This is a genomic window from Immundisolibacter cernigliae (assembly GCF_001697225.1).
Lineage (GTDB): Bacteria > Pseudomonadota > Gammaproteobacteria > Immundisolibacterales > Immundisolibacteraceae > Immundisolibacter > Immundisolibacter cernigliae.
Window position 1 is genome coordinate 1,856,500 of record NZ_CP014671.1, and the last position, 26,609, is coordinate 1,883,108.

General features: G+C 69.2%; 28 protein-coding genes. 4 read left to right on the plus strand and 24 right to left on the minus strand.

Annotation, left to right across the window (positions count from 1 at the left end):
- Positions 1–48: 48 nt before the first annotated feature.
- The gene (gene hpf, locus PG2T_RS08785; protein WP_068804300.1) at positions 49–396 is read right to left on the minus strand and encodes a ribosome hibernation-promoting factor, HPF/YfiA family; all 348 of its coding nucleotides are present in this window, start codon (positions 394–396) and stop codon (positions 49–51) included.
- Between the two features lie 173 nt (positions 397–569).
- Between hpf and PG2T_RS08790 the strand changes: the two genes are divergently transcribed.
- From PG2T_RS08790 to PG2T_RS08805, 4 genes are read left to right on the plus strand one after another with little or no spacing between them, the layout of a single operon-like run.
- Positions 570–1,238, plus strand: coding sequence for an NUDIX hydrolase (locus PG2T_RS08790; RefSeq protein WP_068804302.1), 669 nt, complete (start codon positions 570–572; stop codon positions 1,236–1,238).
- A complete protein-coding gene (locus tag PG2T_RS08795; protein WP_083214842.1) occupies positions 1,225–2,208 on the plus strand; it encodes a helical backbone metal receptor in 984 nt (327 codons plus the stop codon). The genes PG2T_RS08790 and PG2T_RS08795 overlap by 14 nt, the downstream gene beginning before the upstream one ends.
- Position 2,209: 1 nt before the next feature.
- On the plus strand, positions 2,210–3,559 hold the full coding sequence (gene gor / locus PG2T_RS08800) for a glutathione-disulfide reductase (protein WP_236953231.1): 1,350 nt from the start codon (positions 2,210–2,212) through the stop codon (positions 3,557–3,559).
- Between the two features lie 2 nt (positions 3,560–3,561).
- Entirely contained in the window at positions 3,562–4,092 is a 531-nt protein-coding gene (locus PG2T_RS08805; RefSeq protein ID WP_068804307.1) for a gamma carbonic anhydrase family protein, read from the plus strand.
- Between the two features lie 210 nt (positions 4,093–4,302).
- Here PG2T_RS08805 and phoU read toward each other — a convergent pair whose 3' ends face one another.
- The 23 genes from phoU to PG2T_RS08920 form a co-directional block, all read right to left on the minus strand.
- Positions 4,303–5,046 carry a phosphate signaling complex protein PhoU gene (gene phoU / locus PG2T_RS08810; RefSeq protein ID WP_068804309.1) on the minus strand — a complete coding sequence of 248 codons (744 nt, stop codon included), beginning with the start codon at positions 5,044–5,046 and terminating at the stop codon, positions 4,303–4,305.
- Positions 5,047–5,061: 15 nt separating this feature from the next.
- Positions 5,062–5,868: a phosphate ABC transporter ATP-binding protein PstB gene (pstB, locus tag PG2T_RS08815; RefSeq protein ID WP_083215033.1), complete on the minus strand. Its 807-nt coding sequence runs from the start codon at positions 5,866–5,868 to the stop codon at positions 5,062–5,064.
- 17 nt (positions 5,869–5,885) lie between these two features.
- A complete protein-coding gene (gene pstA / locus PG2T_RS08820) occupies positions 5,886–6,806 on the minus strand; it encodes a phosphate ABC transporter permease PstA (RefSeq protein WP_068804311.1) in 921 nt (306 codons plus the stop codon).
- On the minus strand, positions 6,806–7,753 hold the full coding sequence (gene pstC / locus PG2T_RS08825; protein WP_068804314.1) for a phosphate ABC transporter permease subunit PstC: 948 nt from the start codon (positions 7,751–7,753) through the stop codon (positions 6,806–6,808). The genes pstA and pstC overlap by 1 nt, the downstream gene beginning before the upstream one ends.
- A 99-nt stretch (positions 7,754–7,852) precedes the next feature.
- Positions 7,853–8,869, minus strand: a complete 1,017-nt coding sequence (locus tag PG2T_RS08830; protein WP_068804315.1) for a PstS family phosphate ABC transporter substrate-binding protein — start codon at positions 8,867–8,869, stop codon at positions 7,853–7,855.
- Positions 8,870–8,956: 87 nt separating this feature from the next.
- Entirely contained in the window at positions 8,957–10,222 is a 1,266-nt protein-coding gene (locus tag PG2T_RS08835; protein ID WP_068804318.1) for a putative porin, read from the minus strand.
- 141 nt (positions 10,223–10,363) lie between these two features.
- Positions 10,364–11,677: a phosphate regulon sensor histidine kinase PhoR gene (gene phoR / locus PG2T_RS08840; protein WP_202816294.1), complete on the minus strand. Its 1,314-nt coding sequence runs from the start codon at positions 11,675–11,677 to the stop codon at positions 10,364–10,366.
- Positions 11,678–11,696: 19 nt separating this feature from the next.
- Entirely contained in the window at positions 11,697–12,386 is a 690-nt protein-coding gene (gene phoB, locus PG2T_RS08845; RefSeq protein WP_068804321.1) for a phosphate regulon transcriptional regulator PhoB, read from the minus strand.
- A 74-nt stretch (positions 12,387–12,460) separates the two neighbouring features.
- Positions 12,461–13,144: a dienelactone hydrolase family protein gene (locus PG2T_RS08850; protein WP_068804323.1), complete on the minus strand. Its 684-nt coding sequence runs from the start codon at positions 13,142–13,144 to the stop codon at positions 12,461–12,463.
- A gap of 62 nt (positions 13,145–13,206) precedes the next feature.
- Positions 13,207–14,112 (minus strand): dihydroorotate dehydrogenase electron transfer subunit, encoded by a 906-nt coding sequence (locus tag PG2T_RS08855; RefSeq protein ID WP_068804325.1) that lies wholly within the window; start codon positions 14,110–14,112, stop codon positions 13,207–13,209.
- The gene (locus tag PG2T_RS08860; RefSeq protein ID WP_068804327.1) at positions 14,102–15,388 is read right to left on the minus strand and encodes an amidohydrolase family protein; all 1,287 of its coding nucleotides are present in this window, start codon (positions 15,386–15,388) and stop codon (positions 14,102–14,104) included. The genes PG2T_RS08855 and PG2T_RS08860 overlap by 11 nt, the downstream gene beginning before the upstream one ends.
- Entirely contained in the window at positions 15,381–16,358 is a 978-nt protein-coding gene (locus PG2T_RS08865) for an aspartate carbamoyltransferase catalytic subunit (protein ID WP_068808028.1), read from the minus strand. Before PG2T_RS08865 ends, PG2T_RS08860 begins: the two co-directional genes overlap by 8 nt.
- Positions 16,359–16,372: 14 nt before the next feature.
- Complete coding sequence (locus PG2T_RS16455; protein ID WP_418268522.1) at positions 16,373–16,588, minus strand: type I phosphoribosyltransferase; 216 nt, start codon at positions 16,586–16,588, stop codon at positions 16,373–16,375.
- A gap of 267 nt (positions 16,589–16,855) precedes the next feature.
- On the minus strand, positions 16,856–17,269 hold the full coding sequence (ruvX, locus tag PG2T_RS08875; RefSeq protein ID WP_068804329.1) for a Holliday junction resolvase RuvX: 414 nt from the start codon (positions 17,267–17,269) through the stop codon (positions 16,856–16,858).
- Positions 17,266–17,829 (minus strand): YqgE/AlgH family protein, encoded by a 564-nt coding sequence (locus PG2T_RS08880; RefSeq protein WP_068804332.1) that lies wholly within the window; start codon positions 17,827–17,829, stop codon positions 17,266–17,268. Before PG2T_RS08880 ends, ruvX begins: the two co-directional genes overlap by 4 nt.
- A gap of 168 nt (positions 17,830–17,997) precedes the next feature.
- Positions 17,998–18,546, minus strand: coding sequence for an energy transducer TonB (locus PG2T_RS08885; protein WP_068804333.1), 549 nt, complete (start codon positions 18,544–18,546; stop codon positions 17,998–18,000).
- Positions 18,547–18,602: 56 nt separating this feature from the next.
- Positions 18,603–18,881, minus strand: a complete 279-nt coding sequence (locus tag PG2T_RS08890; protein ID WP_068804335.1) for a hypothetical protein — start codon at positions 18,879–18,881, stop codon at positions 18,603–18,605.
- Positions 18,882–18,894: 13 nt separating this feature from the next.
- Positions 18,895–19,851 (minus strand): glutathione synthase, encoded by a 957-nt coding sequence (gene gshB / locus PG2T_RS08895; protein ID WP_068804336.1) that lies wholly within the window; start codon positions 19,849–19,851, stop codon positions 18,895–18,897.
- Positions 19,844–21,145, minus strand: coding sequence for a glutamate--cysteine ligase (gene gshA, locus PG2T_RS08900; protein ID WP_068804338.1), 1,302 nt, complete (start codon positions 21,143–21,145; stop codon positions 19,844–19,846). Before gshA ends, gshB begins: the two co-directional genes overlap by 8 nt.
- Positions 21,146–21,298: 153 nt before the next feature.
- Positions 21,299–23,185, minus strand: coding sequence for a potassium transporter Kup (locus PG2T_RS08905; RefSeq protein ID WP_068808030.1), 1,887 nt, complete (start codon positions 23,183–23,185; stop codon positions 21,299–21,301).
- 87 nt (positions 23,186–23,272) lie between these two features.
- Complete coding sequence (gene msrA, locus PG2T_RS08910; protein WP_068804340.1) at positions 23,273–23,905, minus strand: peptide-methionine (S)-S-oxide reductase MsrA; 633 nt, start codon at positions 23,903–23,905, stop codon at positions 23,273–23,275.
- 67 nt (positions 23,906–23,972) lie between these two features.
- Positions 23,973–25,301: a 30S ribosomal protein S12 methylthiotransferase RimO gene (gene rimO / locus PG2T_RS08915; protein WP_068804342.1), complete on the minus strand. Its 1,329-nt coding sequence runs from the start codon at positions 25,299–25,301 to the stop codon at positions 23,973–23,975.
- A 78-nt stretch (positions 25,302–25,379) separates the two neighbouring features.
- Positions 25,380–26,516, minus strand: a complete 1,137-nt coding sequence (locus PG2T_RS08920) for a pyridoxal phosphate-dependent aminotransferase (RefSeq protein ID WP_236953233.1) — start codon at positions 26,514–26,516, stop codon at positions 25,380–25,382.
- Positions 26,517–26,609 lie beyond the last annotated feature (93 nt).

The following is a 26,609-nucleotide window of genomic DNA, read 5'->3' on the forward strand; positions in this document are numbered from 1 at the left end:
CAGTCCGGGTTGCCCGGCGCGCCCGCCAAAAGCGGTAGACGCCGGCCTTTAGCCTTCGGCCACCGCAGCGCCGTTGGGGCCGTGGTGGTCCTGCGTGCGGTCCATATGCTCGCGCAGCTGCCGCGCGGCGGCGTCGAAAGCGTCGCGCAGCGCGACGTACAGGTCCTCGTTCGGCTCGCGCTTGACCACCAGTTCTGCGCCCGGCACGGTCAGGTCGATGTGCACGTTGTACAGCACGCCCTTGTGGTGGTGCTTGTGTGGGCATTCGATCACCACCCGGCAGGCCATGATCCGGTCGCTGAACTGGTCGAGTTTTTCGGCCTTCTTGCGCACGGCCGTTTCGATGGCCTCGGTCAGCTCGATATCGCGGGCGGTGATCTGAAGCGGTAAACGCATGGAGTTCTCCTTGGAATGACTTCGACAGGGCGGCGCCGCGGTTTCCCCATCCACAAGGCACGCGCCGGTTTTCAATCTACGCCCTGCCCACGACATCGGCAAACGCATCGCCGCCGCGTTGACAGGGCACCCCGTAGCAGGGGTAAGGTGCCTCTTTTTCTTGCATTCAGGCCATGATCAGCCTCAGTTCACTGTCCCCACCGTCGCTGCGGGAACGGCTGCTCGCCGCGTTGAGCGGGCCGCTGCCGGGGCGCAGCGGTCAGGCACGCATGGCACCGGCACCCTACTTCGGCAGTATGGATGAGCGCTGGCTGGCCATCCCGCAGGATCACCGCGAGGCCGCCGTGCTGCTGCTGCTGTACCCAGGTGCGGGCGGCCACCCGGCGCTGGCGCTGATCCGCCGTCCCGACTACGACGGCCCGCACAGCGGCCAGGTTGCCCTGCCGGGCGGTCGGCGCGAGGGCGACGAGGCGCTGGCGCACACGGCGCTGCGCGAAACCCAGGAGGAACTGGGCGTCGACCCGGCCGCGCTCGATCTGCTGGGCGCGCTCTCGCCGCTGTACGTGCGGGCCAGCAATCATCTGGTCTATCCGTTCGTGGCCAGCGCGGCGGCGCGGCCGGATTTCGTGCCCTGCGCGCGCGAGGTGGCGGCAGTCATCGAAACCCCGCTCGAGCGCCTGCTGAACCCACGTTACCGCGGCTTCGAGGTGGTGCGCTTCGAGTCGCTGGGCCGCGTGCGCGTGCCCTATTTCGCGCTGCCGGGCACGCGCATCTGGGGCGCCACCGGCATGATCCTGGGCGAATTCCTGACCGTGCTGGAGCAGACCCATGACGCCGCCTGAGGTTGCCAGCGCCTGCATCGATGCCTGTCAGGTGGCGGCCGATGCATGCAGCGGCTGCGGCCGGCGCCTGGACGACATCGCCGCCTGGCCCGGCGCCGGCAGTGGCGAACGGATCGGCATCCTCCTGCAGGCCGCGCGCCGGCTGGCCGACGGGGCGCCACGGCCCTGGCCGCGGCGCGTGCGCGACGGGCTCGGCAACGAACTGCTGCTGGCCGGCCCGCCGCAGCGCATCGTCTCGCTGGTGCCCTCGCAGACCGAGCTGCTGTTCGATCTGGGCGCCGGCGAGCGGGTGGTCGGGGTAACAAAGTTCTGCGTGCATCCGGCGCAGGCGCGCGCCAGTCGGCGCAGCGTCGGCGGCACCAAAACGCCAGATATCGAGCGCATTCGGGCGCTCACCCCGGATCTGGTGCTGGCCAACCGCGAGGAGAACCGCGCCCAGGACGTGGCCGCCATCGCCGCCTTTGCGCCAGTGTACGTGACCGAAGCCAACACCGTGGCGCAGGCGCTGGCCATGGCCCGCGCGGTGGGCTTTGCACTGGGCGCCGAAGCCGCCGCCGCGCGTATCGCGGCCGACGTCGAGGCGGCTTTCAGTGAGCTGCCGCGGCTGGACGGCCTGCGCTGCGCGTACCTGATCTGGCGCCGGCCGTGGATGGCTGCCGGTGGCGGCAGCTTCATCGACGATGTGCTGCGGCGCCTGGGTCTTGCCAACGTGTTCGCGGGCCGCCCGCGTTACCCGGAAGTGACGGCCGCCGACCTGGCCACCGCCGCGCCGGACGTGGTGCTGCTGTCGTCGGAGCCGTATCCGTTCAAACCGGCGCATGCGCAGGAACTGGCGGACGTGTTGCCGCAGGCGCGCATCCTGCCGGTCGACGGCGAGATGTTCTGCTGGCCGGGCAGCCGCCTGCTGGCGGCGGCCGGTTATTTTCATGAACTGTTGCCGCACCTTGCCGGCAATGCAGGGGTGCAATGACGTGCCGAGCGAAACCTTCGACTATCTGGTGATCGGCGGCGGCAGCGGCGGCATCGCGTCCGCACGGCGGGCGGCGCAGTACGGCGCCCGCGTGGCGGTGGTGGAAGCCGCCCGCCTGGGCGGCACCTGCGTCAACGTCGGCTGCGTGCCCAAAAAGGTCATGTGGAGCGCCGCGGGCATCGCCGAGGCGCTGCACCTGGCCGCCGACTACGGCTTTCAAGTGGACGGCGTGCGCCTGGACTGGCCCCGGCTGGTACAGGCCCGTAACGCCTACGTGGCGCGTCTGAACGGCATCTACAAGGACCTGCTCGACGGCTCCAGGGTCACGCTGCTGCGCGGCCACGCCCGGTTTGCCGGCCCGGATGCCGTGACCGTGAACGGCGACACTTGGCGCGCCCGCCACATCCTGATCGCCGCCGGCGGCCGGCCGCTGGTGCCGGACCTGCCCGGGGCGCAGCTGGGCATCGACAGCGACGGCTTTTTCGCGCTCACCGAGCAGCCGCGCCGGGTGGTGGTGATCGGCGCCGGCTACATCGCGGTGGAGCTGGCCGGCGTGCTGCGGGCGCTGGGCAGCGAGGTGGCGCTCGCCATCCGCGGGCAGACGGTGCTGCGCAGCTTCGACACGCTGGTGCAGGAAGCCGTCACCGGGCACCTGGAGGCCGCCGGCATCGCCCTGCAGCGGGGTTTCGTACCGGCCGGCGTCGAGCGCCGCGACGATGGGCTGGCCGTGCTGGCAGCTGACGGGCGGTCGCTGGCCGGTTACGACTGCGTCCTGTGGGCGGTCGGCCGCGCGCCGTGCAGCGACGAGCTGGCCCTGGAACTGGCCGGCGTAGGCGTGGACGCGGACGGCCACATCCCGGTCGATGCCTTCCAGGACACCACGGTGCCCGGCATCCACGCGGTGGGCGACATCACCGGCCGGGCGCCGCTGACGCCGGTGGCGATCGCCGCCGGGCGGCGGCTGGCGGATCGTCTGTTCGATGGCCAGAGCGAACGCCGGCTCGATTACGACAACATCCCGTCGGTGGTCTTCGCCCACCCGCCGGTCGGCAGTGTTGGACTGACGGAAGCCCAGGCCCGCGCCGCGCACGGCGAGGCGGTGCGCGTCTACACCACACGCTTCACCGACATGTACTACGCGCTGGGCAGCCACCGGCCGCAGACCGTCGCCAAGCTGGTGTGCGTGGCCCCCGACGAACGGGTAGTCGGCGTGCACGTGGTCGGGCGCGGTGCGGACGAGATGACGCAGGGCTTTGCCGTGGCGGTCAAAATGGGTGCCCGCAAGCGCGATCTGGATGACACCGTGGCCATTCACCCGACCGCCAGCGAAGAGCTGGTGCTGATGAGGTAAGCATGAACCTGCGCAGTTTCGGCGGACATATGCCGCGCCTTGGCGCGCGCGCCTGGGTGGACCCGGCGGCATTGGCGATTGGCAACGTGGAACTGGACGACGACGTGTCCGTGTGGCCGTTTTCCGTGCTGCGCGGGGATGTGAACCGCATCCGCATCGGCGCGCGCACCAACATCCAGGACGGCTCGGTGCTGCACGTGAACCAGCCGACGCCGGACAAGCCGGCCGGCGATCCGCTGACCGTCGGCGCCGATGTGACCATCGGCCACCAGGTCATCCTGCACGGCTGCACCATCGAGAACCGCTGCCTGGTCGGCATGGGCTCGCTGGTGATGGACGGCGCGCTGCTGCGCAGCGGCGTGTTGTTGGCGGCCGGCTCGCTGGTATCACCCGGCAAGGAGCTGTACGGCGGCTGGCTATGGGCCGGCCGGCCGGCCAAGCCGGTGCGCGAGCTGCGACCCGAGGAGCTGGAGTTTTTCGTGCACTCGGCGGCGCACTACGCCGAGCTCAAGGACGCCTATCGGGCTGGCTGACGCGCGATTTGGCAGGAGCGGCCATGACCGAGAATCCTGAAGCTGCGGTGTGGGAGGCCCGCCGTCGGGCCGAATGCACGATTCCGGAGTTCGCGGCGCGGGCGCCGCTCCCATAAGGGCGCGTGTACCAACCCCAATCAGTCGTCGGCACATGCGCCGGGCTGTGGAATCTCTCCCACAACGGGCCTGCCGACGGTCGTCGGCAGCGGTTCAAACCGTCGGCGGCTGTGCGGGCATATCGCCCTGCACCTGCCGCTCGCGCTCCTCGATGCTGACGTGGCGCACATCCTTGCCCTGCACCAGATAGATCACGTACTCGGCGATGTTCTTGGAGTGATCGCCGATGCGTTCCAGGGCGCGCGCCGCCCAGATCAGGTTCAGCGCCCAGGTGATGGTGCGCGGGTCTTCCATCATGTAGGTCATGAGTTGGCGCAGGATGGCCTCGTATTCCTTGTCGACCGCCAGATCCTCGCGCTCGACTTCCAGCGCCGCGGCCACGTCCATGCGGGCGAAGGCATCGAGCGCCTTGTTCAGCAGCCGGCGCGCCAGATCGCCCATGTGCCGCATGGTCGGCCGCGAGCGGCCGGGCTCGACATTGGCCAGTTCCAGCACCGTGCGCGCCACCCGCTCGGCCTGATCGCCAATGCGCTCCAGGTCGGTGACGGTCTTGATGACGGCGAAAATGAGCCGCAGGTCACCCGCGGCCGGCTGGCGGCGCGCCAGGATGCGGCTGCACTCCTCGTCCAGGTTCAGTTCGAGCGCGTTGACCTGCAGGTCGCCGCCGACCACCGAAGCGGCCAGCTGCGTGTCGCCGTCTTCCAGCGCGCTGATGGCGTCGGCGATCTGCCGCTCAACCACGCCGCCCATGTGCAGCACGTGGCTGCGCAGGTTCTCCAGCTCCTGGTTGTACTGCTGCGAGATGTGATGGCCGATGTCGTCCTTGCCCAATGTCATGGCTTGCCCCCGCGCTCAGCCGTAACGGCCGGTGATGTAGTCTTCCGTCCGCTTCGATTTCGGATTGGTGAAGATCAGGTTGGTGTCGCCGAACTCCACCAGTTCGCCCAGATACATGAAGGCGGTGTAGTCCGATACGCGCGCCGCCTGCTGCATGTTGTGCGTCACGATCAGGATCGTGACCTTGTCCTTGAGGCGGTGGATCAGCTCCTCGATGTTGGCAGTCGCGATCGGATCCAGCGCCGAGGTCGGCTCGTCGAACAGCATCAGCTCCGGCTCGGTGGCCAGCGCGCGGGCAATGCACAGGCGCTGCTGCTGGCCGCCGGACAGGTTGAAGGCCATGTCGTCCAGGCGGTCGCTGACTTCCTCCCAAAGCGAGGCGTCGCGCAACGCCACTTCGACTTTTTCTGCCATCACGCGCCGGCTGCGCTCGCCCCGCACCCGCAGGCCGTAAGCCACGTTCTCGAAGATCGACTTGGGGAACGGATTGGGCTTCTGGAACACCATGCCGATGCGCATGCGCACCTCGATCGGGTCCACGGACCGGTCCAGGATGTCGATACCGTCCGGCTGGAACACGATCTGGCCGCTGTAGCGACTGCCGTCGTACAGGTCGTGCATGCGGTTGAAGCAGCGCAGGAAAGTCGACTTGCCGCAGCCGGACGGGCCGATCAGGGCCGTCACGCGGTTGGCGGCTACCGGCATGCTGACGTGCTTGAGCGCCTGCAACTCGCCGTAGAAGAAATCCAGCTCACGGGCCTCGGCTTTCAGCGGCGGCATCGTTGCGCCCGCCGCCTGCGCGCCGATCACGCCGGCTGACATATCCATGCCGCTTTCCCTCACCATTTGATTCGTTTGCGGTAACGCACGCGCAGCCAGATGGCAGCGGCGTTCATCAGAAGCGTCATGACCACCAGCACCACACCGGCGGCGGCGGCGTTTTCCTGAAAGGCCGCCTGCGGACGCGACATCCAGTTGAACATCTGTATCGGCATCACCGTGAACGGCGAGCGCAGCCACTCGAAGGAAATGAACGGGAACTCGCCACCCACCGGTGCCGGCGGCAGAAAGGCGATGAAAGTCAGCGCGCCGATGGTGATGACCGGTGCCGTCTCGCCGATGGCGCGCGCCAGGCCGATGATCACGCCGGTCAGAATGCCGCCGGTCGAGTACGGCACCACGTGGTCGCGCACCGTCTGCCAGCGCGTGGCACCCAGCGCGTATGCGCCCTCGCGGATGGTGCCCGGGATGGCGCGGATGGCCTCGCGGGTCGACACAATGATCACCGGCAGGATCAGCAGCGCCAGCGTCAGGCCGGCCGACAGGATGCTCTGCCCGAAGCCCATTCCATACACGAACAGGCTCAGCGCCAGCAGGCCGTAGACGATCGACGGCACGCCGGCCAGGTTGGTGACGTTGACCTCGATGATCTCGGTCACCCAGTTGCGCCGGGCGTACTCCTCCAGATACACGCCGGCGGCAATGCCCAGCGGAATCGCCGCCAGCGCCGTGACCAGCATGACCAGGCTGGAGCCGACAATCGCGCTCAGAATGCCGGCCTGCGCTGCGCGTCGCGATGGAAAGTGGCTGAAGAACTGCCAGTTCAGCCGGCCGGCGCCGTCCTGAATCAATCCGACCAGCAGCATCGCCAGCGTCAGCACGCCGACCATCAGGCACAGCAGACCGACAATGACGAATACCTTGTCCCACTGTTTGCCGCGCGCCACCAGGCGGTGCACGGCCTGCGCGTCGTACGCCATCAGTAGGCCTCCCGGAAACGCTTGCGCACCAGGTGGCCGAGCACGTTGAAGAACAGCGTCAGCAATACCAGCACCAGGCCGACGGCGAAGATGCTCTGGTATTCGAGGCTGCCGTGCGGCAGGTCGCCCAGCGCCACCTGCACGATGAAGGCGGTGATGGTGGCGCCCGACTCGCGCGGATCGAAGGTGAAATTCGGCTGCTGGCCGGCGGCGACCGCCACCACCATGGTCTCGCCCACGGCGCGCGAAATGCCCAGGATATAGGCCGCCACCACGCCGGAAGTCGCCGCCGGCATCACCACCTTCAGGGCGGTCTGCAGGCGCGTGGCGCCCATCGCGTAGGAACCCTCGCGCATGTGCATGGGCACCGCGCGCATGGCGTCCTCGGCCACCGAACTGATGTAGGGAATGATCATGATGCCGATCACCAGGCCCGGTCCGAGCATGTTGAAGCCGGGCAGCTCCGGCATGAACCACTGCAGGGCCGGGGTCACCATCACCAGCGCGAAGTAGCCGAACACGACGGTGGGAATGCCGGCCAGCAGTTCCAGCGTCGGTTTGACGGTCTCGCGCACGCGGTGACTGGCAAATTCACTCAGGTAGATCGCCGTCACCGTTCCGACCGGCACCGCCAGCAGCAGCGCCACGCCGGTGGTGGTCAGCGTGCCCGCCAGCAGTGGCGCAACACCGAAGTGCTTGTCGGTGAACATGATGGTCCACTGCGTGTCGGTCAGGAAATCCTTCAGCGACACGTGCTGAAAGAAGGCCTGCGACTCGTAGACCAGAATGGCGACGATGGCAACCGTCACCGCGACCGCGGAGAAGGCGGCCAGAAACAGCACCCCCTCGATCAGGCGCTCGCCCCAGTGGCGCAACGCCTTGTGGGCAAAACGGTCGGGGCGGGTGTCGGCGAACGCGGTGTTCACTTTTCGGACCGGGGTGGACATGGCGGCTTTTCGGGGCGGCAAACTTTACCTGAACACAACAACTGCGGGCCGGGGGACGGCGCACCACCCCCCGGCCCGCAGCTGCGGATTTCGCAAGCCTTACAGCTTGCCTTCGCGCTTGAGCAGGTCTTCCACCTTCAGACCGACCTCGGACGCACCGCCAAAGCCGGTGCCCAGCTTGCCGCTGCGGAAGTTTTCCAGCGCCAGCTCATACGCCGCCGCCGGCAGGTCGACGTAACCGACCTCCTTGGCCAGTTCGGCGCCGTTCTTGAGATAGAACTCGACGAACTCGCGCACCTCCGGCCGGGCCTTTGACTTTTCCTTCACGTAGATGAAGATCGGCCGGGACAGCGGCACATAGGCGCCATTGTTGACCGTGGCCAGGGACGGCAGCACCGCGTCGGCGTCCGCCGTGGCCTTGATCGGCACCGCCCTGAGCTTGTCCTTGTTCTCTTCGTAGTAGGCGAGGCCGAAGTAGCCCAGCGCGCCCTTGTCGCGGGACACGAACTGCACGATCACGTTGTCATCCTCGGAGGCCTGGTAGTCGCCGCGGGAGGACTTGGCCTTGGCCATGACCGCTTCGGTGAAGTAGTCGAAAGTGCCGGAATCGGCGCCCGGACCGGCCAGCTTGAGCGGCATGTCCGGGAAGCTGTCGCGAATCTGCTTCCAGCTGGTCACCTTGCCCTGTGCGGCCGGCTCCCACATCTTCTTGAGTTCTTCCACCGTCAGGTAGTCGACGAAGTCGTTGTTCTTGCCGACCACGACCGTGAGCGCGTCATAGGCCACCGGCAGTTCGTAATACTTCACGCCGGCCTGGGCGCACAGGATCATCTCCTCGCGCAGGATCGGCCGCGAGGCGTCCGAAATGTCGGTCTCGCCACGGCAGAAGCGCTTGAAACCGCCGCCGGTGCCGGAGATGCCGACCGTCACCTTGGTGCCGCCGGACACTTTCTGGAATTCTTCCGCCACTGCCTCGGTGACCGGGTAGACGGTGCTCGAACCATCGATCTCGATCAGCCCGGCCGCATGCGCCGTGCCGGCCGACCAACCACCCAGCGCGGCCAACAGGCCGGCGGCACGCAGGGTCACCTTCACGGCATCAGGAAAATATTTCATTGGGGGTACTCCTTGAGTTGCGTATCGGAAAAAGTGGCGGCCTCCCAGCATGGGCGGCCGCCATTACCGGCGCGTGACGAACGGCGATCAGAACTTGGCCTCTACGTCCACCTGCAGGGTGTTGACGCTGGCGTCGTCGGTGAAGCGGCTGGCGACGTCGGACTCGGCCATGAAATAGGTAGTGCCGATCGAGAAATTCTTGCCGAGGTCGTACTTCAGCTTCAGCTTGTGGCCACGCGAGCCGACGTAGCCGGCGGCAAAGTCCGAATCGGTGAACGCACCGACCACGCCGTTGCGCTGCACGTCGCGGTAGTTGTAGTCCACGCCAACGTCGAACAGGCGGGTCATCACCCCGACCAGCCAGGCCTGGTCCTGATCGTCGTCGGGGCCGCGGGCCGCGCCGTTCATCACGTACTGGCCGTACACCGACAGCGGCAGCGGCAGGCCGATCACGTCGACCTGGCCGAAGGCCTCGTACAGGCGGAACTGGTCGGTCGTATTGCCGTTCACACGCAGCGCAGCGCTGTCCTCATCGTCGTCGTAGGCGTATACGCTGCCGCCCACGGTGACCTTGAAGCTGTCACCGGGGAAAAAGCGCGTACCGACCTGGCCCGCGTACAGGCGCAGGTCGTGCTCGAACTGCACACCCTCGCCATCGATGTTGTCCTGCAACACGTAATAGCCGGCGCTGCCGAACACCTCCGTGCCGCCGAACAGGCGCTTGTAGGTGACGGCGCCGCCCTCGGGGTTGATGTCGCCGTCCCAGATGGTGTCGCCCATGCTCACCCACGGCTGCTTCATCTTGCCGCCGAACACCTTCAGTCCCGGCACCTGCAGCGGGTGATAGTCGATGTATGCCAGGTCCAGCCACAAATCCTTCTTGTTGAAGTAGTCGGTCAGATCCTGATTGGTGGAGCGGGCGTCCTTGCCGCCGCCGGAGGCGATCTGGATGCCGGCCTCGACCTCCGGGTTCACCTGCGTGAAGGCACCCAGGCGCGCGCGAATGCGCTGGCGGTCCTTGTCGCGACCGCCGCTATCCAGTTCGTCCTCGATGTGGATGTTCTCGTAGCGCACGCGCACGTCGCCCTTGAGCTGGGTATTCATGGCCCAGGCGAGCTTCTGCTGCAGCGCGGTCATCTCTTCCGACTTGACCTGCTTGCTGGCGGTGCGCTCGGCGGCTTTCGTCTCGCGTGCCAGGTCGGCAGTCAGTTCGGCGTGCTGGGCGGCGGTGATCGAGCCATTGGCCATCAACATGTCGAGCAGTTTGCCGTCGACCGCCGCATAGGCCGGGACGGTTGCGGCGAGCAACAGGCCGCCACACAGGCCCGCGGTTCGTGCAGTGACAAGACGCATATCGAAATCTCCCTGCTTGAGGCGGAACGACGCTGGCGTCATTCCTGACAAGGCTGGTCCGTCGTGCGGTCAGCCGGAACGACCGGCGCGGGGCCGATCCGTAAAGCAGGGCAAGTGTCACAGCCCTATGTGACAGTACCGTTACAGGCAGGGGGCGTTTATGACGGCTTCGGAAGCCGGTACTGGCCGCGCCGCGGCGGGCAGGAACACGCAGCTGAAGGTGCTGCCGGCGCCAATCTGGCTGCGGATGCGCAGCTCGGCCTCGTGTCGGGCCAGCGCGTGCTTGACGATGGCCAGACCCAGGCCGGTGCCACCCTTGGCCCGTGAGCGGCTGGCGTCGACCCGGTAGAAGCGCTCCGACAAGCGTGGCAGGTGCTCGGCGGCGATGCCCTCGCCGTTGTCCTGCACGTCCAGCACCGGTCGGTCGTCCTGCAGCCGCCAGCGAATGGTGATCGTGCTGCCGTCGGGCGTGTGCTGCACGGCGTTGCCGACCAGGTTGGAGAAGGCGCTGCGCAGCTCGGATTCGTTGCCACGCAACCAAAGGCCCGGGTCGGCGTCGACCTCGATTCGGTGCCGTCGGCTGCCACTGAGCGCGATCGCTTCGCTGCGAATCAGGTGAAGCAGGTTCGGGACGTTGACGTCGCTGTCTGCGCCGCGACCGCCGTCGCCTTCCAGCTGCGCCAGCATCAGCATGTCGTCGATGATGCGCTGCATGCGCAGCGTCTGCTGGGTCATCAGATCAAACGGGCGGCGCCAGCGTTCCGGCAGCACCGTACTGTCCCGCGTCAGGGTCTCCAGAAAGCCATAAACCACCGTCAGGGGGGTACGCAGCTCGTGCGATGCGTTGGCGACGAAGTCCCGCCGGACTTGCTCCAGTCGCCGCACCTGGGTGATGTCGCGCACCACCAGCAGCCGGCGGCCCTGACCGAAGCTGACGATCTGTGCGTGCAGCATCAGGTCGTCGCCCTGAGGCGCCGGGAACTCCACGCCTGCCGCGCGCTCACCCTCGCCACTGAAATACCGGGCAAAGGCCGGATGGCGCACGACATTGGTAATGCGCTGGCCCAGATCGCGCGGCGTACGCAGGCCCAGCAGGCGCTGCGCGGCCTCGTTGCACCAGTCGATGCGGCCATCCTCGCCCAGCAGCACGGCCGCATCGGGCAGGGCGGCACTGGATTCCTCGAAGCGCTGCACGATCTGCGCAAGACGGCGCTGGGCGGCCGTCGCTTCCCGCCGTGACCGGTGCAGGCGTTCGAACAGCTCGCCCCACAGGCCAACCGACTCGGGTGTGTCGCCGTCGCTGCCCAGGCGGGCCGCCAGGCGCAGGATATTTCGAACGTGCCAGGCGACGTAGCTCAAAAGACCCAGGCCGGCACCAGCGCCGGCATCGCCCGCCATCCAGCCCAGCAGCGCACCACCGGCCAGCAGCCCGCCGCCGAGGGCAGTCTCGGCCACCGCGCCGCGGATCACCGGTTCAGCCCTTGGCCGACAGCCGGTAGCCAGCCCCGCGCACGGTCTGGATCAGCCGGTCCTTGCCGGCTGGCGAGAGCGCCTCGCGCAAGCGGCGCACGTGTACGTCCACGGTGCGTTCCTCGATGTACACGTTGCGACCCCACACCTGGTCGATGAGCTGGCTGCGGCTGTATACCCGGTCCGGGTGCGCCATCAGGAACTGCAGCAGCCGAAACTCGGTCGGGCCGATTTTCAGCTCGCCCTCGCCCGACACGACTCGATGGTCGACCGGATCCAGCCGCAATCCGTCCACAGCCAGCTCCTCGCCGGCGGCATGCGGCGAGGCGCGACGCAGCACGGCCTTGATGCGAGCGGCCAGTTCGCGCGGCGAGAAGGGCTTGGGAATGTAGTCGTCGGCGCCGGCATCCAGGCCGGTGACCACGTCGGCTTCCTGCGTGCGGGCGGTCAGCATGATGACCGGGATGTCGCGGGTGCCCGGGTCGCGCTTGAGTTCGCGTGCGAACTCGATGCCGCTCTGGCCGGGCAGCATCCAGTCCAGCACGATCAGGTCCGGGTTGCTGTCCGCCACCAGGCTGCGGGCCGCGCGCACGTCGGTGGCCACGTCGCAGCGGTAACCGCTGTCGGACAACGCGAAAGTGAGCATCTCGCAGATGGCCGGCTCGTCTTCGACGATGAGGATGCGTATAGGCATGGATGCCCGCCTGGATTATCGAGGCGCGTATTGGGCGACAGCATTGTTTCAGTTCGGCGACAGGCCGTAACAATTCAGCCCAGGTGCCGGCGCAGGAAATCCAGGCTGCGCTGCCAGGCCAGACTGGCTGCCGCCGCGTCGTAACTGGCGCGCTGGTCGCAGTTGAAGCCGTGATCGGCCGGGTAGACGTGCACTTCCGTTTCCGACAGCACGGCGGTGGCGGCGCGCAGCTTTTCCACGTCCGTCATCGGTATGAAATGGTCCTTCTCGCCGAAGTGAAACTGGATCGGGCAGCGGATGTTGCCGGCCTCGCCCAGGAAGTTGGCGATGCCGCCGCCGTAATAGGCCACCGCCGCGTCCGGCTTCAGGTTGGCCGCGCTGCGGTAGGCCAGCAGGCCGCCCATGCAGAAGCCGAGCACCGCCACCTTGCCGCCGTGGGCGCGAAGATCGGCGAGGCAGGCATCGATGTCGGCCAGCGCTCGGGGGTGGTCGAGCGCCTGCATCAGCTCGAAGCCGCGACCGAAGTCGGCCTGCTCGTAGCCCAGCTGCACGCCCGGCTCGCTGCGGTGGAACAGGTCCGGCGCCAGGGCGTTGAAGCCGGCCGCAGCCAGGCGGTCGCACACCGAACGGATGTGACTGTTGACGCCGAAAATCTCCTGGATGACGACCACGCTGCCGGCCGGCTTGCCGGCGGCGGTGGCCAGGTAAGCGGAAAACTGGCCGTCGCTGGTTTTGAGGGTGACGTCTTTGCCGGGCATGGTGTTTTCTCCTGAAGTGGGAAGTTGCTTGATGGCCCGGAGCCCGGGCGTATGTGACGGGCTCAGGCGCTGGCGGTGAAAAGCTCGGGGTAAACCGCTGCAGCGTCGAACACCGGTCCGTCCACACAGACCCGCGCCATGGCCGATCCATCGGGCGTCGCCAGCTCGACCACGCAACCGGCGCAGCCGCCCACGCCGCAGGCCATATGCTCTTCCAGGCACAGCTGCGCCGGCAAGCGGTAACGGGCGGCCACCGCGGCGGCGGCGCGCAGCATGGGCGTCGGGCCGCAGGCGGCGATCTGGGTCTGCGCCAGCACATCCGCGCCAAGGGTCGCCAGATAGGCGTCGGCCAGCTGCGTGACGTGGCCCTCGTAGCAACCCGGAAAACCCTGTCCCGACGCCAGGCGACTCGGAATGCCCCAGTCCTCGGCCAGTGGCAGGGCGGCGATGATGCCCTGCGGCATGCCGTCCACCAGCATGGCCGACGGACGCGGCTGAAACGGAAACGCCACCTCCGAGCCCAGCAGCAGCAGCGGCTGCCAGGGCACCGGCTGGGGCGATCGCAGGGTCTGCGCCAGGAACAGCATCGGCGGCATGCCGACGCCACCGCCGATGGCGAGCACCCGCGGCCGGCCCGGGTCGGGACTGAACGGCTTGCCGATCGGCCCCAGCACACTGATCGCCTCACCACGCTGGCGTGTCACCAGCTGCCGGGTGCCGACGCCGACCGCCTTGTACAGCAGCTCGATCTGCCCGCTGTGCACGGTGGCACGCAGAATCGACAGCGGCCGGCGCATCGGCAGGTCCGGCCCGCAGCGCAGGTGCACGAACTGCCCCGGCCGGGCGCGCGCGGCGATGCCCGGCGCCGTCAGGCGCAGCAGGTAATGGCCGCCCGGCAGCGCCTCGTTGGCGTCGACGATGGCGTCCTGCAGCAGGATGCTGCCCGGCGCGCCGGCCTCACCGGCCATCGGCGGGTTCCGACAAACGATAGACGACCTGCCCGCCAAGCAGCGTCAGCAGCACCCGGCCGCGCAGCGTTCGGCCCCACACCGGCGTGCAGTGCGCGGCGCTGTGCCAGGTCGTGGCATCCACCGTCCAGGCGCGGTCCGGGTCGACCACGCACAGGTCGGCCAGGGCCCCGACCGCCAGTCGACCGCCGTCGCCGAGCACCGCCGCCGGTCCGCTGGTGACGGCCGCCAAGGCCCGCTGCAGGGGCAAGCCGCCGTCCTGAGCGAGTGCCAGGACCAGCGGCAGCAAGGCCTCGAAGCCGGCCACGCCGGCCGCGCAGCGGGCGAACGGCTGGCGCTTGGCCTCGCCGTCGAACGGCCGGTGGTCGGAGCAGACGGCATCCAGCGTGCCGTCGGCCAGCGCCTCGCGCAGCGCCGCCCGGTCGCCGGCCTCGCGCAGCGGCGGGCGCAGGTGAAAGGCCGGGTCGTAGGCACCGATGTCCATATCCGTGTGGTGCAGGTTCCAGATCGGCGTGTCGGCCGTCACCGGCAGGCCGGCACTTTTGGCGGCCCGCAGCAGCGCAACGCCGGCCGCGCTCGACAGGCCGTGCAGATGGATGCGCGTGTCGCAGGTGGTGGCCAGCGCCAGGGCCAGCGACAGCGCCGCCACCTCGGCGGCCACCGGAATGCCGGTCAGGCCAAGCTGCGCGCTGACCGCGCCCTCGTGCATGCAGCCGCCGGCGGCAAGCTGCGCGTCCTCGGCGTCGACCACCACCGTCAGATCGTGCCCGCGCGCATATTCGAAAGCCCGGCGCAGCACGCGTGCGCCGATAGCCTGGCCACCCTGGCCGACCAGCCGGCAGCCGGCGCGCCGCAGCAGGCCAAGCTCGGCCAGTTGCTCGCCGCAAAGGCCCGCCGTCAGCGCGCCGATCGGCGCCAGGCGCAGCAGGCCGAGCGCCCGCGCGCCGTCGCGCAGGCGGCCGATGACGGCCGGGCTGTCCAGGCCCGCATCCACGCGCGGCGCAACGGCAAGCTGGGTGATGCCGCCGGCCGCCGCGGCCAGCAGCTCGCCGCGCGAGAGCGCGTCCGGGCTGCCGACCTGGCCGGACAGGTCCACCAGCCCGGGCAGCACCCAATGCCCGGAGACGTCGATGATCTGCCCGCGCGCGCTGTCCGGCGCCGCGCCAAGGCCGATGATGCGCCCGCCCTCGATGTGCACGTCCAGCTGCGCGTCGGTGCCGCTGGCCGGGTCGATCAGCCGCCCGCCGCGCAAGGTCAGGCGCGTGATCTCAGACATCGACGTCCGCTCCCCGGCCGGCGGTCTGCGCCAGCACCGCCATGCGGATGGCGATGCCGTTGGTCACCTGCGGCAGGATCAGCGAGCGCCCGCCATCGGCCACCGCGGAGGCGATCTCGACACCGCGGTTGATCGGGCCGGGGTGCATCACCAGCGCATCGGGCCTTGCCACCGCCAGCGCCTTCTCGGTCAACCCATACAGCTCGAAGTACTCCCGATCGGACGGCACGAAGCCGCCGGCCATGCGCTCGCGCTGCAGGCGCAGCATCATCACCACGTCGACGTCGGCCAAGCCCTCGCGCGGGTCGTGACAGACCCGCGCACCGAGCTGCGCCAGGCGTTGCGGCACCAGCGTGGCCGGGCCGACCAGGCGGATGTCGGTGACGCCCAGCAGGTGCAAACCGGCCAGTTGCGAGCGGGCCACACGCGAGTGCAGCACGTCGCCGACGATGGCCACCTTCATGCCGGCCACGTTGCCGCGCCGCTGGCGGATCGTGTACAGGTCCAGCAGCGCCTGCGTCGGGTGCGCATGGCAGCCGTCGCCGGCATTGACCACCGCCACCTGCGGCGCCACGTGGCGGGCGATCAGATGCGAGGCGCCGCTGTCGGCATGGCGCACCACGAAGGCGTCGGTCTGCATGGCCTGCAGGTTGGCGATGGTGTCGAGCAGGCTCTCGCCCTTGGACGCGGACGAGGCCGGCACGTCCAGCGTCACCACATCGGCCGACAGTCGCTTGGCGGCGATCTCGAAGGTGGTGCGGGTGCGGGTCGATGCCTCGAAGAACAACAGCACCACGGTCTTGCCGCGCAGCAGTGGCACGTTCTTGACGCTGCGCGCACCGACCTCGACCAGCGAGTCGGCCAGCGTGAACAGCTCCTCCAGCGTCTCGCGGCGCAGGCCCTCGAGCGTCAGCAGATGGCGCAGGCGGCCCTGGGCGTCGTACTGGATGGCGCCCAGTCGCTGCGCCAGGCCGGACAGCTCGCTCACGCTGCCTCCAGGTCGATATGCAGTGGGTCGGGCCCACTCAGGCGCAGCCGCTGGCCGGGAGGCACGTCCAGTCGCAGGCCGACCGCGTCGGCACAGACCGGCAGCTCGCGCCCGCCGCGATCGACCAGCACCGCCAGACGCACGCAGGCCGGGCGACCGAAGTCGAACAGCTCGCGCAGCGCCGCCTGCACGGTGCGCCCGGTGTGCAGCACATCGTCGACCAGCAGGATTTGCCGACCGTCGACGCTGGGCGGCAGGTTCGAGGGGCGGACCTGGCCCTTGAGCCCCCCAGGCGCAGGTCGTCGCGGTAAAAACCGGCGTCCAGACTGGCCAGCGGGGCGCTCACGCCAAGGCGCTCATGCAGCCAGCGCGCCAGCCACACGCCGCCGGTCTCGATGCCGACCAGCAGCGGATCGGGCAGCGCCAGCGCGGCGCAGGCGCCGGCCAGCTGCTCCAGGCTCGCGGCCAGTTGCGCGTCGCTAATGCTGCTCGGCAAGCCAGGTCTCCACGATGATGGCGGCGGCCATGGCGTCGCGTTCGCGGCGCACCGCCTCGTGCCGCCGGCCATCAGCCAGCAGGCGCGCCTCGGCCTCGTGCGAGGACAGGCGCTCGTCGATCAGGGCCACCGGGGTGCCCGTGCGTTTGCCGAGCGCCGCCGCAAACTGTCGCGCGGCCAGGCTGACCGGCGTATCCGTACCATCGGCCGCCAGCGGCAGGCCAACCACCAGTTGCGTCGGTCGCCAGTGGTCGAGCAGGGCATCGACATCGGCCCAGCCGGCGGCCTGCGGATTGGGCAGCGTGGCCAGCGGCGTAGCGGTGCCGGTCAGCGCCTGGCCGGTGGCCACGCCGATGCGCTTGTGGCCGTAGTCGAAGCCCAGCACGAGGCCGCTCACGCGTGCCCGGCGCGGCCGGCGAGCAAGGCCAGATCGACGCCGATCGAAGCCGCCGCGGCCCGCCAGCGTTGGTCGGCGGGCAAGTCGAACAGCATTTCGGCGCTTCCGGGAGCCGTCAGCCAGGCGTTGTCGGCCAGTTCCTGTTCGAGCTGCCCGGCGCCCCAGCCGGCATAGCCCAGGCAGACCAGGAAATCGTCAGGGCCGACGCCGCGGGCGATGCTCGCCAGCAGGTCCATGGAGCCGGTCAGGCCGATCTGGTCGGTCACCGGCAGGGTGGAGTCCCAGCGCCCGAGCGGACGGTGCAGGATCAGGCAGGCGTTTTGCTGCACCGGGCCACCGCCGTACACCGGCTGACCGGCAATGGCATCGGTGGCCGGTTTCAGGCCAACCTGCTCCAGCAGGTCGCCGAGCGTCACGTCGAGCGGCCGGTTGACGATCACACCCAGCGCGCCCTGCTCGCCGTGTTCACAGACATAGCTCACCGTCTGACGAAAATTGTCGTCCGCCAGCGCCGGCATGGCGATCAGCAGGTGGTGGCTCAGATCGAGGGTTTCGGCCATGGCCGCATTCTAGCAGGGGGGGTCGGTCGCGCCTGATTGCAAAAGGCAGAGTGGGTGGTGGTGCCTGGAGCCCGGCCATATGGGGCGATGTCTTTCATCACGCCCCATCGCCCGTCCACAGCGCCATACAGCGCCCCATACCACCACCTGGGCCGGTTGCCTGTGCGATCACTCGCCCGCCAGGGCACGCCCATCCAGAAATTGCCAGGTACGAGTGATGACCAGCATGTCCGCCTCGGCGCGGATGTCCGGCGGAAAGGGCGCATACGGCGCCGCCCAGCGCACGATGTCCTGCGCTGCCCGATCGAGGACCGGGTGCCCGGAACTGCGGCGCAGGGTGGTGTCGACCAGGCTGCCGTCGGGACTGATGCGCACCGTCAGCAGCAGGCTGCCGGACAGTCCCTCGTTGCGCGCCTCGGCCGGGTAGTTGAGCTTGCCGACCGCCTCCACCTTGCGCCGCCAGGCCTCCATGTAGGCGGCGTATTTGTATTCACGCGTGCGGGCGGTGATGAACTTCTCGCGGGGAATCTTGGCGTAGGCGCGCTGCTGACGGTCCAACCGGGCCTCCAGCTGGGCATAGCGACGGGCGCCGCTGAGGAGTTCATCGGCGCTGGGCGGCTGCGCCACCGGTCCCGGCTGCGGCGCGGTCGCCACCTGCGCAGGCTTCGGTTTGGCGCTCGTCAGCAGCTGGCGCTGGACCGGCGCCGGCGCCGCCACGGCCGGCGTCGGTTTCGGCGATGGCGCAACCGCTGCCGGTGCCGGCCGGCCGGGGGCTACGCTGGTCGGCAGGCGCGGCTTGGACTGGTTGCCGCCGCCGTCCTGGCTGACTTCGGCCAGGTAATCGGCCGTCTTGGGGGGGTGGCGGACGGCGGACGCTGCACAAGCGTGATTTCCAGCCGCGGCGCGGCGGCCGGTGCCGGCGCCTTGGGCGGCGTGATGTGCAATCCGAGCGCCAGCGCCAGATGCACCGCCAGCGCGTACAGCACGGTCAGCGCCAGCCGGCTGCCGGCCAGCGTCGATGGCGCAGGTGGCAGAACGGGCGCGTAGCTCATGCCACGGCGGCGGTCAGCGCCCGGCCAGGCGGCTCTCGATGGCGTCGAACACCTGGCCGGCGATGTTCAGGCCGTAGATGGCATCCAGCTCCCGCGCGCAGGTGGGGCTGGTGACGTTGATCTCGGTCAGATACTCGCCGATCACGTCCAGGCCCACGAACAGCAGGCCCTTCTCGCGCAGCGTCGGCCCGACCTGGGCGGCGATCCAGCGGTCGCGCTCGGTCAGTTCGCGACCCTCGCCGCGACCGCCGGCGGCCAGGTTGCCGCGCGTCTCGCCGGCCGCCGGAATGCGCGCCAGGGCGTGCGATACCGGCTGCCCATCCACCATCAGGATGCGCTTGTCGCCGTGCACGATGTCCGGGATGTAGCGCTGGGCCATGATCGGCCGGGCCTGGTAGCGGGTCAGGGTTTCGATGACGACGCCCAGGTTCGGGTCGCCCTCGCGCAGGCGAAACACCGACGCGCCGCCCATCATGTCGAGCGGCTTCAGGATCACGTCGCCGTGCTCGTCGAGGAACGCCCGGATGTGCCGCTCCGAGCTGGTGACCAGCGTCGGCGGCGTGCACTGGCCGAACCAGGCCGTGTAGAGCTTTTCGTTGACCTCGCGTAGCGCCTGCGGGCGGTTGACCACCAGCACGCCGGCGTGCTCGGCGCGTTCGAGCAGATACGTGGTGTACAGGTACTCCTGATCGACCGGCGGGTCCTTGCGCATCAGGATCACGTCCAGCTCCGCCAACGGGCCGTACACCTCGCCGCGAAAGGCGAACCAGTGCTTCGGATCGTCGAACACCTCGACCAGCTTGCGGTTGGCCAGCACCTGCCCGTCGCGCATCAGCAGATCCGACTGCTCCATGTAGTGGATTTCGCAGCCGCGCCGCTGCGCCTCCAGCATCAGCGCCAGCGTGGTGTCCTTCTTCGGCTTGATGTGGTCGATGGGGTCCATGATGACCCCGACCCGGTACTCAGCCATGGGCGGCCATCTCCCGCGCCGCCGCCAGCAGCGCCAGGCGCGCCACCACGCCGTAGGCATAGAAGCGGTTCGGTGCGGCGTCCGGCGCCTGGCCGCAGTCCGGCGTGTTGCAGGGTTCCACGAAGGCCAGCGGCTCGAAGTGCATGCCCGGCGCGTTCAGATTCTCGTCCGCGCCGCGCCCGGTGTGCACCCGGTAGAAGCCGCCCACCACATGCTGGTCGATCATGTACACCACCGGCTCGGCCACGGCCGGCGGATCGCCCACGGTCTCGAAGGTATAAACACCCTCCTGCATGATGACCTGGCGCACCGCCTGGCCCTCCTTGCTGGCCGCCATGCGCTTGCGCTCCTTGCGGTTCAGGTCGCGCACGTCATCCACGCTGCGGGCGGTCATCACGCCCATGCCGTAGCTGCCGGCGTCGGCCTTGATGATCACGAACGGCTCGCGGTCGATGCCGTACTCGTCGTACTTCCTGCGGATCGAGGTCAGCAGCACGTCCAGGTTGCCGGCCAGGCAGTCCTCGCCGGTGCCGGCCATGAAGTCGACCTCACCGCACTGGCGGAAATACGGGTCGATGAACCACGGGTCAAGGTCGATCCGGGCCCCGAACTCGCGCGCCACGTCGTGGTAGTGACGGAAATGCTCGGACTTGCGCCGCTGCGTCCAGCCGAGCGCCATCGGCGGCACCACCGGCTGGCTGATGCCTTCCAGGATGGCCGGCCGGCCGCCGGAAAGATCATTGTTCAGCAGCACGAAACAGGGATTGAAGCCGGCCACGCCAACCCGGTCGCCCTGGCGCTCGATCGGCTCCAGGCGCAAGCGGGCGCCCGACGGCAGGCTCACGGTCTGCGGTTCGGCGAGATCCGGCAGCAGCGAGCCGATGCGCACCTCATAGCCGGCGCTCTCCAGGATGCGCCGCAGCACGGCGACGTTTTCCAGATAAAACAGGTTGCGGGTGTGGCTTTCCGGCACCAGCAGCACGCCGCAGGAGCGCGGGCAGACGCGCTCGATGGCGGTCTGCATGGCCTGCACGCACAGCGGCAGGAAGCGCTCGCCAAGATTGTTGAAGCCGGCCGGGAACAGGTTGGTATCCACCGGCGCCAGCTTGAAGCCGGCGTTTCGCAGGTCCACCGAGCAGTAAATGGGCGCCGGCGTGGCGCGAAACTGCTCGCGAAACCAGGCCTCGATGGCGACCTGCGCCTGCAGCAACTGCGTCTCGAGGCGCAGCAACGGCCCGGTCAGGGCGGTGGTCAGGTGCGGCACCGTCGACAGGGCGGGCGAGGCATTGTTCATGGCGTCACTTCAGATCGCGTAGCGGCCCGGTATTGAAGCACAGGCCGTGAGTCAGCCTCGCGGCCGAGGCGGGCGTGGGAGCGGCGCCCTCGCCGCGAACATTCCGGCCGCTCGTTCGGCCCGAGGGCGGGCCTCCCACGACCGCCTGCCGTGTCAGGCGCGGTCCGCGTCGCGCGCCCGCACCGGCACCGCGGCTTCCACCCACAGGCCGATTTCCACCGCCTGGCGCGGCGGGATGCGGTAGAAATCGGTGGCCCGCAGCGCGTTCCTGAACATGAACACATACAGCCGTTCGCGCACCCGGTCGAACCAGGGCATGTCGGGCGGCACGATCAGCGTCTCGCGGCCGATGAAATACGTCATGTCGGTCGGGTCCACCGGCAGGCCGTGGGCCGAGGCCGCCTCCATCGCGCGGGGCAAATCCGGGCTCTCGGCAAAGCCATAGCGCACGAACAGCCTGTAGAAGCCCTGCTCCAGCGGCTCCACCACGAGGCGCTCGTCGGGCGGCACACGCGGCGTGTCGCGGTTCTCCACCGTCAGCAGGATCACCCGCTCATGCAGCGCGTGGGCATGGCGCAGGTGGTGCTGCAATGCCGGCGGCGCGCCCAGTTTGGGCGCGGTCATGAACACCGCCGTGCCGGGCACGCGGGCCACCCGCTCGCGCGCCAGGCGCGAGAACAGCGTCGGCAGCGGCATGGTCTCGGTGCGCAGCATGCCGATCAGGTTGCCGCGGCCCCAGTTCCAGGTGCTCATCATGCCGTACAGCACGGCGGCGGCCGCCAGCACCATCCAGCCGCCGGCCGGCACGCGCAGCATGTTGGCGCTGAAGAAGGACACATCCACGATCAGGAACAGACCGGTCCACAACGCCGCAAACAACAGCGGCAGACGCCAGCGCCAGCGCATGGCCAGGAACAGCATGCCGGTGGTGATGATCATGGTGGTGCTGATGGCAACGCCGTAGGCATTGGCCAGCGCCGCCGAGGAACCGGCCGCCAGCACCACCGCCACTGTGATCAGCATCAGCAGGGTGTTGAGCGCCGGCACGTAGATCTGCCCGCCGGTCACGGCCGAGGTCTGAACGACCTTGACGCGCGGGATGACGCCCATCTGTATCGCCTGACGCGTCAGCGAGAAGGCGCCCGAGATCACTGCCTGCGAGGCAATCACCGTCGCCACCGTGGCCAGCGCGATCAGCGGGTACAGCGCCCAGTCCGGCGCCAGCTCGAAGAAGGGCTGTGTGACCGGCACCGGCGAGCTCAGGATCAGCGCGCCCTGCCCGAAGTAGCACAGCAGCAGCGCCGGGAATACCAGCCCGAACCAGGCGTACTGGATCGGCTTGCGGCCGAAGTGACCAAGGTCTGCGTACAGCGCCTCGGCGCCGGTCACCACCAGGAACACCGAGCCCAGGATGCGCACGGCGGCCCAGCCCTCGTGGTACAGGAAAGCCGCGCCGTAGGCCGGGTTGATCGCAGCCAGCACGCCCGGGTGGCGCACGATCTGCACCGTGCCGAGCACCGCCATGACCACGAACCAGACGGCCGTGATCGGCCCGAACCATACCCCGATGCGCGCCGTGCCGCCGCGCTGGATGCGAAACAGCGCCAGCAGGATGCCGACCGTGATCGGCAGCACCAGCGGTGCCAGCTGCGGCGCCGCGACTTCCAGGCCCTCGACGGCGCTCAGCACCGAGATGGCCGGCGTCAGCACGCCGTCGCACAGCACCAGCGCCGCGCCCAGCACGGCCATTTTCTGCAGCAGCGGCCCCAGCCAGGCGCCGCCACGATGCCGCGACGGACGCAGCAGGGCCAGCAGCGCCAGGATGCCGCCCTCGCCGCGGTTGTCGGCGCGCAGCACGACCATCTGGTACTCGATCGAGATCAGGATGGTCAGGGTCCAGAAGATCAGCGACAGCACGCCCAGCACGTTGTCGTGCGTGGCCGCGACGCCGTGCGCCAGGCACTCGCGCAGGGCGTAGATCGGGCTGGTGCCGATATCGCCATAGACCACGCCCAGCGCGCCCAGGCCGAGCAGGCCCATGCGGCGCAGGCGGGGCTGCCCGGAAACCACCGGCGGGTTCACGCGGTCAGGCCCGCCGAAGGCGCGTTGCCGGGTGCCGGGCGATCATCAGCCGCAGCGCACGCCCGTGCCACCCAGGCCACAGTAGCCGCCCGGGTTCTTGGCCAGGTACTGCTGGTGGTAGTCCTCGGCGTAGTAGAACGGCCCGGCCGGTGCGATTTCGGTGGTCGGCGGGCCGTAGCCTGCGTCGGCCAACGCTTTCGCATAGGCGTCGCGCGAGGCTTGCGCCGCCGCCAGCTGGGCGGCATCGAAGGTGTAGATGGCCGAGCGGTATTGGGTGCCGATGTCATTGCCCTGGCGCATGCCCTGCGTCGGGTCGTGGCTTTCCCAGAACTCGCGCAGCAAGGCCTCATAGCTCACCCGCGTGGGATCGAACACCACCAGCACCACCTCGGCATGGCCGGTGGCACCGCTGCACACCTCGTCGTAGGTGGGATTGGGCGTGTGGCCGCCGGCGTAGCCGACCGCCGTGCTGACCACGCCGTCCATCTGCCAGAAGCGCCGCTCCGCGCCCCAGAAGCAACCCAGGCCGAACACCGCCTGCTGCAGGCCAGCCGCGAACGGGCCCTTGATTGGCTGGCCGTTGACGAAATGCCGGTCCGTGACCGGCACGGGCGTGGTCCGGCCGGTCAGGGCCTGGGCCGCGGTTGGCAGTTCCAGCGATTTTCCGAACAGGCGCATGAATACCCCGCAGGCGGCGTGGTTGCGACTCGAAAAGTATAGGCGCGCGGCCGGACCCGACCGGCATTCAGCCCAATTGGGGCACGGCGTACAGGTCGTGCTCGTCGGCGTCTTCCACCTCGACCAGCAGCACGTCACCCACCGCCACGCCCTCGGCGTCGGTCAGATGGACCACGCCGTCGATTTCCGGCGCATCGGCATAACTGCGGGCGATCACACCCTCGTCGCCGACCTCGTCCACCAGCACCTCGATGGTGCGGCCGATCTTGTCCTGCAGGCGCCGGGCGCTGATCGCGGCCTGTTTTTCCATGAAGCGCGCCAGGCGCTCGCGCTTGATTTCTTCCGGCACCGCACCGGGCAGGGCATTGGCGGCGGCGCCGGCCACCGGCGAGTAGGCAAAGCAGCCGACCCGGTCCAGCTGCGCCTGGTCCAGGAACTCCAGCAGCGCCTCGAAATCGGCCTCGGTCTCGCCCGGAAAGCCGACGATGAAGGTACTGCGAATGGCCAGGTCCGGGCAGATGCCGCGCCAGCTGTGGATGCGTTCGAGCGTGTTTTCCACGTGTGCCGGGCGGCGCATGGCCTTCAGGATGTGTGGGCTGGCATGCTGCAGCGGCACGTCCAGGTACGGCAGCAGCAGGCCGTCGGCCATCAGCGGGATCAGCGCGTCCACGTGCGGGTAGGGGTACACGTAATGCAGGCGCACCCACACGCCCAGCTCCCCCAGCGCGCGGGACAGATTCAGCAGGTCGGTGCGCAGCGGCCGCCCGCCGTGAAAGCCGGTGCGGTATTTGACGTCCACGCCGTAGGCGCTGGTGTCCTGCGAGATCACCAGCAGCTCGCGCACGCCGGCATCGACCAGCGCCTCGGCCTCGGTGAGCACCTCGCCGATCGGCCGGCTGACCAGGTCGCCGCGCATCGACGGGATGATGCAGAAGCTGCAGCGGTGGTTGCAGCCCTCGGAAATCTTCAGGTATGCGTAATGCGGCGGCGTCAGGCGCAGGCCCTGCGGCGGCAGCAGGTCGACATAGGGATCGTGTTCGCGCGCGGGCGGCGGCGGCAGGTGCTTTTGTACTGCGGCCACGACCTCGGCGTAGGCATGGGGTCCGGTCACCGCCAGCACGCTCGGATGGCGCTCCAGAATCTCGCTGACGTTGGCGCCCAGGCAGCCGGTGACGATGACCTTGCCGTTCTCGGCCAGCGCCTCGCCGATGGCGTCGAGTGACTCCTGCCTGGCCTCGTCGATGAAGCCGCAGGTGTTGACCACCACCAGGTCCGCCCCGGCGTAGCTGTCGGACAGCTCATAGCCGCCGCCGCGCAGCTCGGTCAGGATGCGTTCGGAGTCCACCAGCGCCTTGGGACAGCCCAGGCTGACAAAACCGATCTTGTGGGAGCTCATGCGGCGGGGACGGGAAACGCGGGGGGCGGCGATTCTATATCAGCGCACCCCGGGGCAGCGGCCGCCGTGGCCCGGCCTTCATGCCAACAGGCGGCCGAGGCGGTCGATGGCCTCGCCGAGGCGCTCGCGGGAGGTGGTGTAGGCAAAGCGCAGGTGCGTGCGCGCCGTGTGCGGGCCAAAGTCGAGGCCCGGCGTGGCGGCCACGCCGGCTTCGTCCAGCAGGCGCAGGCACAAGGCGGAGCTGTCATCCGCAAAACGCCCGCAACCGGCATAGATGTAGAACGCGCCCTGCGGCGTGACCGGAATGTCGAAGCCCAAGCCGCGCAGCGCCGGCAGCAACAGGTCGCGCCGGGCCCTGAACTCGTCCCGGCGCTGGTCGAGCAGCGCCAGCGTGGCCGGCTCGAAGGCGGCCAGCGCCGCGTGCTGGGCCGGCGTCGGCGGTGCGATGAACAGGTTCTGCGCCAGTTTTTCGACCGGCCGCAGCAGCGCTTCCGGCACCACCGCCCAGCCCAGGCGCCAGCCGGTCATGCCGAAATACTTTGAAAAGCTGTTCACGACGATGGCGTCGGCGTCGCAGGCCAGCGCCGTGCAGGTGTCGGCCTCGTAAATCAGGCCGTGGTAGATCTCGTCGGCGATCAGCGCCACGCGGCGTTCACGCAACAGCGCCGCGATGCGGGCCAGTTCTTCACGGTCGATGACGGCGCCGGTCGGGTTGGCCGGCGAGGCCAGCAACACGGCCCGCGTGCGCGGCGTGAGCGCGGCCTCGATCTGCGCCGCGGTCGGCTGCCAGCCGGTGTCCGGGCTGACCGGCAGCTCCACCGGCACGCCGCCGGCCAGGCGCACGAAGTGCCGGTTGCAGGGGTAGCCGGGGTCGGTCAGCAGCACCTCGTCGCCGGGGCCGATCAGCGCCCACAGCGCCAGTTGCAACGCGCCCGAGGCGCCGACCGTGACCACCACCTGCCGCGGCTCGACCGCCACGCCGTGGCGCCTGCGGTAGAAATCGGCAATCGCCTCGCGCAGCGCCGGCAGGCCCAGCGCCAGCGTGTAATGCGTGTGGCCCTCGCGCAGGGCGCGGATGCCGGCCTCGACGATGGGCTCGGCAGTCGCGAAATCCGGCTCGCCGACTTCCATGTGCACGATGTCGCGCCCCGCCGCGGCGGCGGCCTGGGCGCGGCCCATCACTTCCATGACGTGAAACGGGGCGATGCCCGCCATGCGGGCGGCGGGGCGAAAACGGTCGGTCATATGAAACGTGGCGGGCGGCAGAACGGCTGGGGCAGTCTAGCAGCGGCGGTAAAATGCCCCGGC